Source organism: Ralstonia sp. R-29, assembly GCF_049913345.1.
GTDB lineage: Bacteria > Pseudomonadota > Gammaproteobacteria > Burkholderiales > Burkholderiaceae > Ralstonia.
The window spans coordinates 1,608,719-1,622,983 of record NZ_CP184377.1 but is presented as its reverse complement, the minus strand read 5'-3'; the positions used below and the strand labels follow the sequence as shown (position 1 = coordinate 1,622,983).

17 protein-coding genes are annotated in these 14,265 nt (G+C 63.3%); 12 read left to right on the top strand and 5 right to left on the bottom strand.

The genetic code is table 11. From position 1 onward, the window contains the following. Positions 1-29: 29 nt before the first annotated feature. Both benC and ACN9M1_RS07605 read left to right on the top strand, forming a co-directional pair. On the top strand, positions 30-1,058 hold the full coding sequence (benC, locus tag ACN9M1_RS07610; protein WP_426398604.1) for a benzoate 1,2-dioxygenase electron transfer component BenC: 1,029 nt from the start codon (positions 30-32) through the stop codon (positions 1,056-1,058). Next, complete coding sequence (locus ACN9M1_RS07605; RefSeq protein ID WP_426398603.1) at positions 1,055-1,837, top strand: 1,6-dihydroxycyclohexa-2,4-diene-1-carboxylate dehydrogenase; 783 nt, start codon at positions 1,055-1,057, stop codon at positions 1,835-1,837. The genes benC and ACN9M1_RS07605 overlap by 4 nt, the downstream gene beginning before the upstream one ends. 78 nt (positions 1,838-1,915) lie before the next feature. On the opposite strand, the gene ACN9M1_RS07600 is transcribed toward ACN9M1_RS07605, so the two are convergent. Beyond that, positions 1,916-2,089: a hypothetical protein gene (locus ACN9M1_RS07600; protein WP_366171515.1), complete on the bottom strand. Its 174-nt coding sequence runs from the start codon at positions 2,087-2,089 to the stop codon at positions 1,916-1,918. Positions 2,090-2,449: 360 nt separating this feature from the next. Between ACN9M1_RS07600 and bioA the strand changes: the two genes are divergently transcribed. From bioA to ACN9M1_RS07575, 5 genes are all read left to right on the top strand, one after another. Further along, positions 2,450-3,856, top strand: a complete 1,407-nt coding sequence (bioA, locus tag ACN9M1_RS07595; protein ID WP_426398602.1) for an adenosylmethionine--8-amino-7-oxononanoate transaminase — start codon at positions 2,450-2,452, stop codon at positions 3,854-3,856. Next, positions 3,843-5,090 carry an 8-amino-7-oxononanoate synthase gene (bioF, locus tag ACN9M1_RS07590; RefSeq protein WP_426398601.1) on the top strand — a complete coding sequence of 416 codons (1,248 nt, stop codon included), beginning with the start codon at positions 3,843-3,845 and terminating at the stop codon, positions 5,088-5,090. Before bioA ends, bioF begins: the two co-directional genes overlap by 14 nt. Position 5,091: 1 nt before the next feature. After that, positions 5,092-5,781 (top strand): dethiobiotin synthase, encoded by a 690-nt coding sequence (bioD, locus tag ACN9M1_RS07585; protein ID WP_426398600.1) that lies wholly within the window; start codon positions 5,092-5,094, stop codon positions 5,779-5,781. A gap of 56 nt (positions 5,782-5,837) precedes the next feature. Further along, a complete protein-coding gene (locus ACN9M1_RS07580) occupies positions 5,838-6,365 on the top strand; it encodes a hypothetical protein (protein ID WP_426398599.1) in 528 nt (175 codons plus the stop codon). 154 nt (positions 6,366-6,519) lie between these two features. Further along, a complete protein-coding gene (locus ACN9M1_RS07575; RefSeq protein ID WP_426398598.1) occupies positions 6,520-7,044 on the top strand; it encodes a hypothetical protein in 525 nt (174 codons plus the stop codon). A gap of 10 nt (positions 7,045-7,054) precedes the next feature. On the opposite strand, the gene ACN9M1_RS07570 is transcribed toward ACN9M1_RS07575, so the two are convergent. Continuing rightward, the gene (locus tag ACN9M1_RS07570) at positions 7,055-7,264 is read right to left on the bottom strand and encodes a DUF1653 domain-containing protein (protein WP_426398597.1); all 210 of its coding nucleotides are present in this window, start codon (positions 7,262-7,264) and stop codon (positions 7,055-7,057) included. Between the two features lie 7 nt (positions 7,265-7,271). Next, positions 7,272-7,619 carry a hypothetical protein gene (locus ACN9M1_RS07565; RefSeq protein ID WP_426398596.1) on the bottom strand — a complete coding sequence of 116 codons (348 nt, stop codon included), beginning with the start codon at positions 7,617-7,619 and terminating at the stop codon, positions 7,272-7,274. Between the two features lie 157 nt (positions 7,620-7,776). Between ACN9M1_RS07565 and ACN9M1_RS07560 the strand changes: the two genes are divergently transcribed. Then, the gene (locus ACN9M1_RS07560) at positions 7,777-8,115 is read left to right on the top strand and encodes a zinc ribbon domain-containing protein YjdM (protein WP_426398595.1); all 339 of its coding nucleotides are present in this window, start codon (positions 7,777-7,779) and stop codon (positions 8,113-8,115) included. Positions 8,116-8,179: 64 nt separating this feature from the next. Here the strand turns inward: ACN9M1_RS07560 and ACN9M1_RS07555 are convergent, their stop codons facing one another. Then, on the bottom strand, positions 8,180-9,052 hold the full coding sequence (locus ACN9M1_RS07555) for an SDR family oxidoreductase (protein WP_426398594.1): 873 nt from the start codon (positions 9,050-9,052) through the stop codon (positions 8,180-8,182). Positions 9,053-9,156: 104 nt separating this feature from the next. On the opposite strand from ACN9M1_RS07555, the gene ACN9M1_RS07550 reads away from it, so the two are divergent. From ACN9M1_RS07550 to ACN9M1_RS07535, 4 genes are all read left to right on the top strand, one after another. Continuing rightward, complete coding sequence (locus tag ACN9M1_RS07550) at positions 9,157-10,056, top strand: LysR family transcriptional regulator (protein WP_426398593.1); 900 nt, start codon at positions 9,157-9,159, stop codon at positions 10,054-10,056. Positions 10,057-10,211: 155 nt separating this feature from the next. Beyond that, positions 10,212-10,454, top strand: a complete 243-nt coding sequence (locus ACN9M1_RS07545; RefSeq protein ID WP_426398592.1) for a hypothetical protein — start codon at positions 10,212-10,214, stop codon at positions 10,452-10,454. A 603-nt stretch (positions 10,455-11,057) separates the two neighbouring features. After that, complete coding sequence (locus tag ACN9M1_RS07540; RefSeq protein ID WP_426398591.1) at positions 11,058-11,951, top strand: rolling circle replication-associated protein; 894 nt, start codon at positions 11,058-11,060, stop codon at positions 11,949-11,951. A gap of 712 nt (positions 11,952-12,663) precedes the next feature. Further along, a complete protein-coding gene (locus ACN9M1_RS07535; protein ID WP_426398590.1) occupies positions 12,664-12,915 on the top strand; it encodes a hypothetical protein in 252 nt (83 codons plus the stop codon). Between the two features lie 75 nt (positions 12,916-12,990). On the opposite strand, the gene ACN9M1_RS07530 is transcribed toward ACN9M1_RS07535, so the two are convergent. Then, a complete protein-coding gene (locus ACN9M1_RS07530; protein ID WP_426398589.1) occupies positions 12,991-14,202 on the bottom strand; it encodes an MFS transporter in 1,212 nt (403 codons plus the stop codon). Between the last annotated feature and the right edge of the window lie 63 nt (positions 14,203-14,265).

Below are 14,265 nucleotides of genomic sequence, written 5' to 3'. Positions count from 1 at the left end.
GCACGCAGCAAAGGCAGTGGAGGTATCCCATGTCCAGTTTCAAAGTTGCATTGAATTTCGAGGACGGCGTCACGCGGTTCATCGATTGCAAAGCGGGGGAAAAGGTGCTCGATGCCGCCTTCCGCGCCAAGATCAACCTGCCGATGGATTGCTCCGACGGTGTGTGCGGAACCTGCAAGTGCCGCGCAGAGAGCGGCAGCTACGACCTCGGTGACGACTACATCGAAGACGCCCTGACTGAAGACGAGAAGAACACCGGCCTCGTCCTGACGTGCCAGATGGTGCCGCAAAGCGATTGCGTGATCGCGGTACCGACTACCTCGACCACATGCAAGACCGGGCAGAGCAGCTTCGGGGCGACGCTGTCCAAAGTCGAGTTGCACAACGATGCGGCCGTCGTGCTCGAACTGGATGTGGATGCCACGGCTCCGGTGTTCCTGCCCGGCCAGTACGTCAACATCGGCGTGCCTGGCAGCGGCCAGCATCGTTCGTATTCGTTCTCATCGGCGCCCGGCGAAGCGAAGGTCAGCTTCCTGATCAAGAAGATTCCCGGCGGCGTGATGAGCAACTGGCTCGAAGCCGCGCGCCCGGGCGACAAGCTCGATCTGCAGGGGCCGCTGGGCAGTTTCTATCTGCGCGACGTGCAGCGGCCGCTGTTATTCCTCGCCGGTGGCACGGGCCTCGCGCCGTTCCTGTCGATGCTCGAAGTGCTGGCGCGCGGCCATTCACAGCAGAAGGTGCATCTCATTTATGGCGTGACCCGTGACCTCGACCTGGTGCAGGTCGATGCGATCGAGGCCTATGCGGCACGGCTGCCGAATTTCAGCTACGCCACCGTCGTCGCCGATGCCGCATCGAGCCATCCGCGCAAGGGCTGGGTGACGCAGCACATCCCGGCCGACGCGCTGAACGGCGGCGACGTGGATGTCTACCTGTGCGGGCCGCCACCGATGGTCGACGCCGTGCGCACCTACTTTGACGATGCAGGCGTGAAGCCCAACAGCTTCCACTACGAGAAGTTCACGCCCAACGCCACACCGATCGCAAAGGCAGCATGAGCATGCAACGATTCTCAGGCAAGGCCGTCGTCGTGACCGGCGCGGCGCAGGGCATCGGGCGCGGTGTCGCAATGTCCGCCGCAGAAGAGGGCGCCCAGGTGCTGCTGGTGGACCGCGCAGAGCTGGTCTACGAGGTGCAGGCCGAGATTGCCGCCGCTGGTTGCAAGGCTCACGCCACGACCGCTGATCTCGAAACCTATGCCGGCGCGCAGCACGCCGTGCAGACTACGCTCGACGCCTTCGGCCGCATCGACGTGCTCATCAACAACGTGGGCGGCACGATCTGGGCCAAGCCGTATCAGCACTATGAAGAGGCACAGATCGAGGCGGAGATCCGCCGCTCGCTGTTTCCGACGCTGTGGTGCTGCCGCGCGGTGCTGCCGCACATGGTGGAGCGCCAGCAGGGCGTGATCGTCAACGTCTCGTCGATTGCCACGCGCGGCATCTACCGGATTCCGTACTCGGCGGCCAAGGGCGGCGTGAATGCGCTCACGGCCAGCCTGGCGTTGGAACATGCGGACGACAACATCCGCGTCAACGCCGTCGCCACGGGTGGCACGGAGGCACCGCCGCGCAAGATTCCGCGCAATGCGGCACCCATGTCGGAGCAGGAAGCCGTCTGGTACCAGGGCATCGTCGACCAGACCCTCGCTAGCAGCCTGATGCACCGCTACGGCACGATCGACGAGCAGGTGCGGGCGATCCTGTTCCTGGCTTCGGACGAGGCTTCGTACATCACGGGGACGGTGCTGCCGGTGGGCGGCGGGGATCTTGGCTGACCGAATCGGATGCCCCAAAACAAAAAAACGGCGCCGATGCGCCGTTTTGTCGATACGTGCTGCTGGAACCGTTGTGTCTTAGCCGATATACGAACCGGACTTGCCAACCACTTCGGCGTTTTCCAGATTGTCATCCCAACCGTTGCGGAAGTAGTTGAACACGGCGCGCATCAGCGCCAGGGGCTTGCTGTCGGCGGCTTGTGCCTGGGCTTCGGCGGCGAACTTCGGGGTGTAATAGGCTTGCTGGATCATGATGTTGTTCTCTCTAGGGTTTTCCCGAGTATAGGGTTATCCCTAGGGTTGGACAATGTCGCACTCCATCCTTTCAGTACATTCTGAATATCACCCTCTCCTGATGTGCGGCCGCTCCCGCAGGTGCCGAAAAAGGCGCCTCGCCGCATTTCCCAAAATTTTTTTTGCGCAAAGATCACCGCAAGACCGCCGACGTTTTGCCTAAAAACCTTGCTTCATCGTGCTTTATCGACAATTTTTACGATAAAAAGCGCTGATCTGTCCGCTTGTTGATTGACCGACAAGCCGCCTACCATACGCCGCCATGTGCCGGCCCCTTCTGTTGCATCGTGGGGCCGGCGTTGTTACTTGGAGGTTCGTATGGCGTATCCCCCCATCCCTGTGCCGGTCGACGGCGTGCCCAGTGCCAACACGGCGTGGCAGGCGCGCAGCCGCGCGGCCGTCTGGCATCCGTGCACGCAGAACGCGCGGCTCGATGCCGTGCCTCCGTTGCCCATTGCACGCGGCCAGGGTCCGTGGCTGATCGACTTTGATGGCAAGCGCTATCTGGACGGCACCAGCTCGTGGTGGGTGAACCTGTTTGGCCATGCGAATCCGCATATCAATGCCGCGCTCAAAACACAGCTCGATTCGCTTGAACACGTGATGCTGGCCGGGGCCACGCACCGCCCGGCAGTTGAACTGGCCGAGCGGCTGATTGGCCTGACGGGCGGCGTGCTCGGCCACAGCTTCTTCGGCTCGGATGGCGCCTCCGCCGTGGAAATCGCGCTCAAGATGAGCTTCCACGCGCATCGCAATGCCGGGCAGGGCACGCGCAGCCGCTTCGTCTGCCTAGAACATGGCTACCACGGCGAAACGCTCGGCGCGCTGGGCGTGACCGATGTGGCGATCTTCCGCGATGCGTATGACCCGCTGATCCTGCAATCGCACCGTGTGCCGTCGCCGGATGCGCGCTTGGCGGCTCCCGGCGAGACCGCCGCTGATGTTGCCGAACGCGCGTTGGCGGCGCTGCGCGATTGCCTGAGCACGAACGCCGGCACTATCGCCGCCGTCATCATCGAACCGCTGGTGCAGTGCGCCGCCGGCATGGCCATGCACGACGTGAGCTATCTGCGCGGTGTGCGCGCGCTGTGCGATGAGTTTGGCGTGCACTGGATTGCCGATGAGATTGCTGTCGGCTGCGGGCGTACCGGCACCTTCTTCGCGTGCGAGCAGGCCGGCGTGTGGCCCGACTTGCTGTGCCTGTCGAAAGGCATCAGCGGGGGGTATCTGCCGCTGTCGATCGTGCTGTCGCGCGATGCCATCTATAACGCCTTCAACGACGACGCGCCGGTGCGAAGCTTCCTGCATTCGCATTCGTATACTGGCAACCCGCTCGCGTGTCGCGCCGCGCTGGCTACGCTCGATCTGTTTGCGGAGGAAGACGTGTTCGCGCGCAACCGCGTGACCGCCGCGCGCATCGCACAGGGGCTGGCGCCGTTGTCGCACGACGCGCGCTTCGCCCATCTGCGGCAGACGGGAATGATCACCGCGTTCGACGTCCACCCCGAAGTGGCCGGCGCGCGCTTTGCCGAGCGTTTTGCGTTGACGGCGCGCATGCATGGGCTGCTGCTGCGCCCGATCGGCAACACCGTCTATTTGCTGCCACCTTATGTGCTGAGCGACGAAGAGGCCGACACGCTGGTCGAACGTACGCTGCAGACGCTTGAAGACACGCTGGCCCAGGCCACGGGCGAAACCGAAGGACACACCTATGCGATTGCTTGACGACCTGCAGGCGGGCCTCGATGCCATCGACGCTGCGCACTTGCGCCGCGTGCGCCGCACCGCCTACAGCCCCACCGACCGCAGCCAGCGCACCAGCATGCCGGGCAGCGAGCCACGCGACATCCTTGGCTTCTGCGGTAATGACTACCTGGGCCTTGCAGCGCATCCTGCGCTGGCCGAAGCCGTGTCGGAGGGCGTACGGCAGTACGGATTCGGTAGCGGCGGGTCGCACTTGGTGAGCGGCCATTCGATTGCCCACACGCAATTGGAAATGCGCATGGCTGCGCTGCAGGCGCCGCATATCCCCGAGGCAGACGCGCTGTTCTTCTGCACCGGCTACATGGCCAACCTGGCCGTGGTGAGTGCCATGGCGCAAGCCGGCGGCATCCCGCCAACGCAGGACTGCACGGTGTTTTCCGATGCGCTGAATCACGCCTCGCTCATCGATGGCGCGCGGCTGTCTCGCGCACCGGTCAAGGTCTATCCGCACGCCGATGTGGCAGCGCTGGAAGCCTTGCTGGCGGCGAGCACCAGCCGCAACAAGCTGATCGTTACCGATGGCGTGTTCAGCATGGACGGCGATATCGCGCCGCTGCCGGAACTGCTGGCGTTGGCGGAGCGTTACGACGCCTGGCTGATCGTGGACGACGCGCACGGCCTGGGTGTGGTGGGCGACCATGGCGCGGGCGTGCTGTCGCACTTCGGCTTGCGTTCCGAACGCCTGGTCTATGTCGGCACCTTTGGCAAGGCGGCGGGCGGTTCGGGCGCGGCCATCGTGGCGCACCGCATGGTGATCGACTGGCTCATCCAGCGGGCGCGCACCTATATCTTCACGACGGCCACGCCACCGGCGATCGCGTGCGCCGTCGAGGCGGCGCTGGACGTGATTGCAAGCGAGGAGGGTGCCGAACGCTGTGCGCGCCTGAACCGCCACATCGCCGTGTGGAGTGCGCATGCGCAACGTCTGTCGTCCCGCTTTGGCTGGCAATGGATGCCATCGCCCACGGCCATCCAGCCGATCGTGATCGGCGAGAACGCCCCTGCACTGGCCCTGGCCGCCGCACTGGAACGCGAAGGCATCCGCATCGCCGCCATCCGCCCGCCCACGGTGCCGGTGGGCACGGCGCGGCTGCGCATCACGCTGTCGGCGGCGCATACGGAGGCGGACATCGAACGGTTGGCGCAGGCACTGGAGGCGGCTGGCCAGTCGCTGCAACCGGCAAAGGCCGCTTGAGATGCCCGCGCGCTTCGATTGCTTCGTCACCGGCACGGACACGGAGATCGGCAAAACGCTGGTCAGCGCGGCATTGTTGACCAAGCTGGCCGGTGCGGGGTATCGCTCGGTCGGTCTCAAGCCGATTGCTGCCGGTACGCTGGCAGGCGCGCCCATGCGGACCAATGAAGACGTCGAGCAGTTGCGTGCCGCAGCATCGCTCGATTTGCCCCTCGAAACCGTTTGCCCGTGGCTGCTCGAGGCGCCGATGTCTCCGCATCTGGCTGCCGCACGCGAGGGGGTAACCATCACGCTGCCGCCCATCCTCGATGCGTTTGCACAGGCGAAGTCGCTGGCCGATGCCGTGGTGGTGGAGGGCGTGGGTGGTTTTCGCGTGCCGCTGTCGGATGACTTTGATACGGCGGAGATGGCGGTCGCGCTCGGTTTGCCCATCGTACTGGTGGTCGGCCTACGTCTGGGCTGCCTGAACCACGCTGCATTGACGGCCGAGGCAATGGCCGCGCGTGGGCTGCGCCTGGCGGGCTGGGTCGGCAACGTGATTGATGCATCCATGGACGGGCTGGACGATAACGTTGCCACGCTGCGCCGCTGGATCAACGCGCCGCATCTGGGCACGATCCCGCGCCTGCCCCGCGCGGATGCGCACCTTGCTGCGACACACCTCGACATCACGCCGCTGCTTGCCCGGTGAGGCCGCACGCAGCGCTACACTGTTTCGCTTCAAGGAACGCGATGGAGGCGGCTGTCATGCGCGCAGTGCGTTGGCTGACGGTAGTGAGTGTGATGGCGGTGGCTGCGGCAACGGCCGGATGTGCGGCATTGGAATCCCCCGTGACCAAGGGGCAGCGGCTTGTCGGCGCGGACGAATCCGCCGTGCAAGCGCAGTTCGGCCCGCCGCGTGAGACGTATCCGCTGGACGGCGGCACGCGTTGGCTGTATCCGACCAAGCCGTACGGCCAGTTCACCTATGCGGCCGACTTTGACGCCAGCGGCAAACTCATCGACTTCAAGCAAGTGCTGCGCAGCCTGGAATTTGCCCAGGCCAAGGTCGGCGTTTGGACCAAGGACGATGTGCTGCGGCATTTCGGCCAACCCGTTGAGACGGCGTACTTCCCCCGCATGGATCGGCTGGTCTGGTCGTACCGCTTCAAGGCGGACGATGTCTGGCCATCGCTGATGCACTTCTACTTCGACCCCGCCGGCGTGCTGCAACTCACGCAAATCACGCCCGACCCGCTGTACGACCCAGACCGCCCACGGCTCTTCCGTCGGTAGTTGATGTGGCACAAGCGGGGGTGTGCGCTCAGGGTTCCTCCTGCGTTGCGCGCTTGGCCGCGCGACCTAAGCTAGAGAGCAGGGGAGGTAGACGCCGCCGGCGTTGGCCGACAGCAACCCGTCATAAGAACGGGCGCATCGTTGGGGGTGCATCATGCTGACGCATCACTGGGTCGACATCGATCCGCTGGAAGCGGAACGCCATCCGCTCTACGGCATGGCCGGCTGGCTGCCGTGGGTGGTTGCCGCGGCCATTGCCGGGCCAACGTGGGTGTTCTGGCAGGGCTTGTCGGTCGACGCCTTGCAGACGGCGGGCGCCGATCTGTTCAATGCCGACACGCCGGGCAGCGGGGCCATCAACCTGACCATGCTCCTGTATCTGATCTCTTGTGTGACGGTGCTAGTTTTGGCCACCACGCATGACAGCGCGTTCCGGCGCGCCATGATCGTGCATATGGCGCTGTTGCCGCCGATGATCGGGTTGACGCTGATGGCCGGCGGTGTGCCGGGTGCGTACCAGACCTTCGTCGACGGCGTGGCGGTCGCTGCCGCGTTGCTGCTGACTTGTGGCGTCTACCTGCAGGTTTCTCGCCGCGTACATGTCACCTTCGAACTGCGCGACTGGGCGCCCGGCGAGCATGCCTGGTTCAAGCGTCGCGCCCGGGCGGCAGCCAGTTAAGCGACGGTACTCACTCAATCAACGCAAAGCGCGGCACCTGCCGGCCATCGACTTCAACCATCTCGTGGAACATGGTGGAAGGGCGCGTCCAGATCGTGCCGTTGGCGGCGCGGTAGACCGTCATCTTGATGGTGGGATCGGGCTCGTACGTGGCCTCGCACAGCCATTCGTATTCGCCGCCCTTGTAGTGGCGGTAGCGGCGTGCCGGGGTGTTCTGCATGGCCACCTCAGTGCTGCGTGGGCTTGTCTTCGTCATCGACGTAGGGCGTGTGCTTGCCCTCTTGGGTCTGCGCGCCGAGCTTCGCGTCTTCCATGGCGTCTTGATACGCCAGCATGGCAGCGGCCACGGCTTCGGGCTCGCCGTTGAAGGAGATCACGCTCTCACCGCAGTTCGGGCATTCGCCGCCGAAGATGGCGTGGATGCCGGGCATGTCGCGCGGCTCCATGCCTTCAAATTCGGTAAAGGCGGTCTGGCAGGCGCCGCAGACCAGCTTTTCCGGGCGCAATGCCTCCAGCCGGCTTTGCGCCTGAGAAATGCGTTCGGCTTGCGTGCCGCGTCGTTTGGCTTCGCCCATGGTGGTCTTCCTGTGTTCAGAGATGGAGGAGGGGATCATACCGAACTGGCGTGGCAGCACGCGCTCAAGCGGACTCAGCGTGACGCTCGTCAACCGGCTTGCGCGACCCGACTGGTATAGTGCGCCCCCTTATCCGCTATCTACTTTCCCGTACGCCATGTCGACCATTCCAGCCTGCCCCCAATGCGGCTCTGAAAACACCTACCCAGACGGCGAGCTCTACATCTGCCCGGATTGCATGCACGAGTGGAACCCGGCCGCGCAGCAAGAGGAAGTAGAAGCCGAGACTGTCATCAAAGACGCCAACGGCAACCCGCTGGCCGTGGGCGACTCCGCGACCCTCGTCAAGGACCTGAAGCTCAAGGGCGGTTCGGGCACGCTCAAGGCTGGCACCAAAATCAAGAACATCCGCTTCGTCTCGGGCGACCATCCGATCGATTGCAAGATTGACGGCGTGAGCTATCTGCTCAAGCCGGAGTTTTTGAAGAAGGCGTAAGTCGCCAGCCACACCGACAGGGCGCCCAGGTCGTCGGTGTGGCTTCCAGACAATGTGGTCTGGCTCATGCGGCTGCGCCGGCCAGCGCAGTCGCAAAGTCTCGATACGAGCGCAGCGGGCGACCGAGGATGCTGGTCAATCGCTCCACATCGCCCGTGCCGGGCACCATGCCATCGCTGACATAGCGTTCAGCCATCAGACGCATTTCATACGCCATCCACTTCGGCAGGAAGTTCGCCGCGTTCTGCTCGAACCCGCTAGGGTCATCGCCGCCATAGGCCACGGGGCGATCAAGAATTTCTGACCAGATGGCTGCCAGTTCGGGGCCCGTCAGCGTATCTGGCCCGACGAGGTGGAGGGTCTCGATCGGCAGGTTGCCTGGCGCCTGGTCCCGGCGGATCAGTTCGATGGCCGCCACCTCCGCAATGTCGGCGGTATCCACCATGGCGACGCCTTTGCTGCCAATCGGCATCGGATACACGCCATGGCCGACGATGACGTCCTTGACCATGTGTTCGTTATCCATGAAGTAGGCCGGACGCAGGATGGTGGCGCTGAAACCCATCTGCGCGATCATGCGTTCCGCTCCCGATTTCACCGCAAAGTGCGGCACGTTCACAAAGCGTTCCGCGTGCATGACGGATAGATACACCACCCGATCCACGCCGGATTCGCGCGCCACGTTCAGGGCGATGAGCGCCTGGGTGAATTCATCACCCGCAACCGCATTGAGCAGGAACAGGGTCTTGATGCCAACGAACGCGCGCCGAAGCGATTCGACGTCGAGCATGTCACCCTGCACGACGTTCACACTGGCCGGGAAATCCGCCTTAGCAGGGTCGCGCACCAGCGCGCGCACGTCCGCGCCGCGGGTGACGAGTTGATTGACGACTTGGCGGCCGATGCGGCCCGTAGCGCCGGTAACGAGGATAGTCATCGTGTGGACTCCTTAGTGAGGGTTGGTTGCGTACCTAAGGTAGGTGATCCATTTTTGGTTCGGTAGATGCTATAAATAGACCACGTGTCTCATGAGCGGAACACATGGATCTACTTGCCCTTGCCGATTTCAACCTGGTTGCCCGTCATGGCAGCTTTGGCGAGGCCGCGCGCGCAACAGGGCGGCCGAAAGCGACGCTTTCCCGCAGAGTCTCGGAGCTGGAGGACAGCCTCGATCTACGCCTGTTTGAGCGCGGATCACGCGGGCTGAAGCTGACTCAGGAAGGGCGTGCCCTGTACGAGCGCACAGGGGCGCTTCTGGCTGAAATTGCCGAGAGCGCCACTGCCATCGCATCGGGAAGCGAACGACCACGCGGGCGGCTGCGCATCAGCGCACCGGTGCTTTTTTCTCAGATTGCCATGGGCAAACTGGTGGCCACGTTTGCACTGAAATACCCCGAAGTGCAGCTCGAGGTGACGACAGAAGACCGAGGCGTGGACATGATCGAAGAAGGGTACGACCTCGTCATTCGCGTCAACCCCAACCGAGACGAAAACCTGATCGGGCGCGTGTTTCTTCGCGATCGGCTGGTCGTCGTGGCAGCGCCGAGCCTGGCACGGCCCACTGACAACGCAATTGTGCCGGCGGTCTTGCGTCGGGAAGGCGATCAACGTGCTTTCTGGGAAGTTACCGGCCCGACGGGAACATCGCGCATCTCGATCAAGCCAGTCGCGCTGCTGTCGTCGTTGATCATGGTTCGGGATACCGTCCGCCTTGGGGTTGGCGCGGCGTGCTTGCCGGTATCGCTTGTGAGCCACGATCTGGGGGCCGGCACGCTGGTGCATTGGGGCGACGTCGAGGGCCCGGACATCGCCTTATGGGCGCTTTATCCATCTCGCCGGTTGCTGAGTGCGCGCGTTTCGGCGTTTCTGGATCACCTCAAGGAGGCGTTTCCTTTGGGGGCGCCGGAGGAGTTGGCGGCTTATGTCCGACCTGGGCCCTGAAAAAGGTGGAGGCGGCCGTATCGCCGGCGGCTGCCAGCCGGTTGTTATTTTACATAAGACAAATTATGAGAAATCTGGAATAAAGAAGCGGGGCCGGTTCGTGTGCGACCACGGGCCGGCCCCTAACCACAATGAATCTGAACAGGAGGTTCACTATGGCTCAAACCGATTCTATCGCTGCAGCTTGGGAGCGTCTGAATAACGGCATTTACGCCATCCAGGCACTCGGTCAAATTTTTTTAACAACTTCGCACTACTCCGGCTACGACGCGGAGGAGATGTCGTCTGTTTTTTGCTACATGGCCGACTGTCTTGCCCGTGATCGCGACGCTTTTGAGGAAGCCCAAGGGGAAAAAATTTCTGACGCTCCCCGGGTGCTGGAGGTGGCCCGTGGCTAAGGACCCGTCCCGCAAGTGGGCGCTGCACTCCGAGTGGTGCTACGAACGGCAGGGATTGTCGTTCAAGGCTTTGGCTCGCAAGCTGCGTACCGGGCGTAAGACGCTGAATGCGTGGGATGTCGGTACGCGCCCTGTCCCTCATTGGGCTCCGCAGGTGTTGCGCCTTCAGCGTATCGAATCCGCCAGCTATCTCAGGCAGCTTGGGCGGCCGGATCCTCGTAATGACAGTGCTGCTCGTACCGGGTTGGTGTCGGTGAACGATGTTCGGCTGCTGCCTGCGTCCAATGAGGCGGTAGCAGGGCGTGTGAGCGATGCTGCTGTAGCGGACCTGTGCCCGCCCCTACTCTGTTTGTTCCGGCGTGTGTTTGGCGCGTCGTGGTGTTGCGGGCGCAGCCAAGGGGCGGGCTCGTGTCACCCGGGCTATCTCGGCGCAGCCGGGGTGGCCCGGGTGGCGCGAAGCGCCGCCCCTACTTGTTTCTATAACACTTAACGTACAGAGAACCGGGGAACCCAACAGATACGCGGGTTCCGGGGCAAAAGAAAAGCCCCGCATTGCTGGCAGGCAATCGGGGCGGTGGCACACAACACATAGGTGGAGAAGTCATGCGCCATGACATTGTAGGTGAGCGGGCTAGCTTTGATAAGGGTTACGCCTACCAGGAAGGTATCGCCGTTCGGCAGATGGTCTTTCCGAACGGACAGGTTGAGGTTTCCGGTTTTCCGATGACGCAGTGGCAGCGTGCTGGTCAGTTGCACATGATGCCGCGTGCTGCTCGTGGTAAGTCTGAGAAGCGTGAGCAGAATGAGGCGTCAGCCACCCAGCGTGCTACGCAGGGCATTCGGTTGCGTTGCAAGGCGATCGGTGCGACGGTGATGATCACCCTGAACACCCGCAGGAACATCACGGACTTGGATGAGTTCATGAAGCTTTTTGATCGCTTCCGCCGCATCATGTCGTGTGCTCGGGTGTTCCACTACGTGGCTGTGCCGGAGAGGCAGAAGCGAGGCGCTTGGCACCTTCACATCGCGGTTGAGGGCCGTGTCGCTAGACACTTTGCGATCCGTGCTTGGCTGCGTGTTGTCGGTGGCAAGGGCGAGGGCTACTGTCATTTGCCGCGTCCGAATGGTGGCAAGGGTCGTGGGCCCTGGGCTACGCACAAGCTGGCCTCCTACATCAGCAAGTACATCGGCAAAGACATCGGTGATCGGGAGATGAACCGCAAGCGCTATTGGACCTCTCGGGGCATCGTTGTTCCCCGTCGCCAGGTCTACGGCAATTGGGGTAACTATCCCTCCATGTATGAGGCGCTCAAGCCCGTTCTGGCCGATCTGCATCGGGACTTTGGCATTCACGACCTCGTCGCCCATGTGAGCGCTCGTAATGGCACGTTCTGGCTGGCTACGGGGCCACGGCCGGGGCATTTCTTTGGGCCACCGTCTCCGTTTGCTACTGAGCAGGATCGGGTGTTGGCTGATATTCGCTCTGTGCTGCAGTAGCCGGTTCGTGGCGTGCCTCCCCTCTTCTGCTTGCTGGTTTTTCGCGCGCGTGTCTCTGTTGGATGGCGCATTCGTTTGTTCAGAGTGTCAGCCGCGTAGGTGCGCAGCGGGGTGTGTAGTGTAGGGAGGGGTCCCACTTTCAGCGATGAACGGGGGTGCCTGGAGTGGATGCAGACGGGGCCCACTTTCAGCGCCGAACGGGAGTACCCGCAGTGGAGCAGACACGCGGCGCGCGGCGGAAGGCAGACGGTGCCCTGGATGGTCGTCATGAATGAAATTCGTGGCGAGCGTAGCGGAATGGGTGTGGGCAAACCGGCGTTGACGAACCTGTGGGCAAGTTGTGTAGCGGGCGTGGGCAACGGTCGCATCGTTGTCCATCCCCGATGCACGGCTTGTCCACGGGTGAGTGCCGGAGTTGTCCACACTCTGTAGCGGAGTCCCCACGGGGGCTTGCCCCCGTGGGCCGTCTCGCACCGTCTGCCTTCCGCCGCGCGCCGCGTGTCTGCGGAACGGAGTGGGGAGGCTCACTTTCGGCGCTGAACGGGGGTGGATGCAGGAACGGAAGGCGGGGCCCACTTTCGTCGATGAAAGGGGGTGCCCGGAACGGAGCGCAACGCGTAGCACCGCAGAGGCGGGCGTGGTTCAGGCACCAAGACCTTAACGACAGGCCGCGCGCGCTCGGGAGAAACAGTTTTGCGTGATGGAGGTTGTTATGTTTGGCAAGCTGTCAGACTTTGAAGAGTTCCATTTCCCGTTTCGTTTGTTTGTTGACGGGTATTTGGCTGGTCGCTTACCTACCGATGGGGTGCGTGCTGAGGGTCAAGGCCCGGGGTTGCCTTCTCAGGCGGTAGTTGATGATTTTGTGGCTGGTTATATCGCCGATCTGCCGTCTGGTTACGGCTCGGTCGAGTGGTACGTCAAAAGCGGAAAGCAGGTGGTTTTAAAGGGAAAGGTGGATGTCTGATCGCCGATTTTCGAATTGGCGAGTAGACAAATTATGGGTGAAGTAGCCGGGTGCAACGCAGCACCCAGCAGCACCTCACTCAACCATCGCCGCCATCGCCCCAATCCGCTTTGGCACGCCGGCCACGATCGTCGCGACAGCAATGGCAAGGATCATGGCCGCGCCGACAAACACACCCGCCGCACCATTCGCGTCAAACACCACGCCGCCTGCCGCTGCGCCCGTTGCAATAGCGAGTTGCACGGCCGCGACGATCAGACCGCCTGCCGTTTCCGCCTCGTCGGGCACGGTGCGCGTGACCCACGTCGACCAGGCGACCGGCACGCCGCCGAATGCCATCCCCCACAGCGCAACGAGCACCGCATCCATGACGGGAGCCTGGCCCAGCGCAACGAGAGCAATGCCGAGCACAACCATCAGCGCGGGCATCGCGATCAGCATTGGCCGCAGCCGGTGTTCGAGCACGCGGCCTGCGAGCGACGTGCCGACGAAGTTGGCGATACCGTAGCCGAGCAAAATCGCCGACAGCCCGTTGACGCCAACACCCGCCACCTGCTCAAGGAACGGCCGCAGGTACGTGAAGAACGCGAAATGGCCCGTGAACACAAGGATGGTCGCAAACATCCCGAGGCCAACGGTTGGCCGGCGCAGCACGTCAATCAGCGTGCGCAACCGCGTAGTGCCGCTGGGCGCCATCGACGGCAGCGTCATCGCTTGTGACAGGAAGGCGATACCACCCAGCGCAGCCGCGGCCAAAAACACGTTGCGCCAGCCGATCAAATGGCCGAAGTAGCTGCCCAGCGGCGCGGCGGCGATGGTCGCCACGGCCACACCGCTAAAGATGATCGACAGCGCGCGCGGCACCATGGCGGCTGGCACCAGGCGCATTGCGGTGGCTGTTGCCATCGTCCAGAAGCCGCCCAGCGCGATACCGAGCACAACCCGGCCGATCAGGATCATTGTCAGATTGGCCGCAAACGCAACCATGAGATTCGATGCGACGAGCAGCACCGAAAACGCCAGCAATACGCGCCGCCGGTCAATCGTGCGTGTTGCGGCGGCGGTCAGCAGGCTGGTGATGAGCGCGATCGTTGCGGTGGCGGTAACGGCTTGTCCGGCGACGCCCTCGGTCACGCCGAGGCTTTCCGCCATGGGCGTGAGCAAGCTCGCCGGCAGGAATTCGGCCGTAACGAGGCCGAACACGCCGAGCGCCATCGCGAAAACCGCGCCCCAGGCGGGTTCATGGGGAGCCGCCATCGGGTCGGCTGTGGAAATTCCGGGATTCATGCGTCGGTCCGTATCAGGGAAAACACCAGTGAGAACGCATCGTAGGAAACTACAGCAGGACGG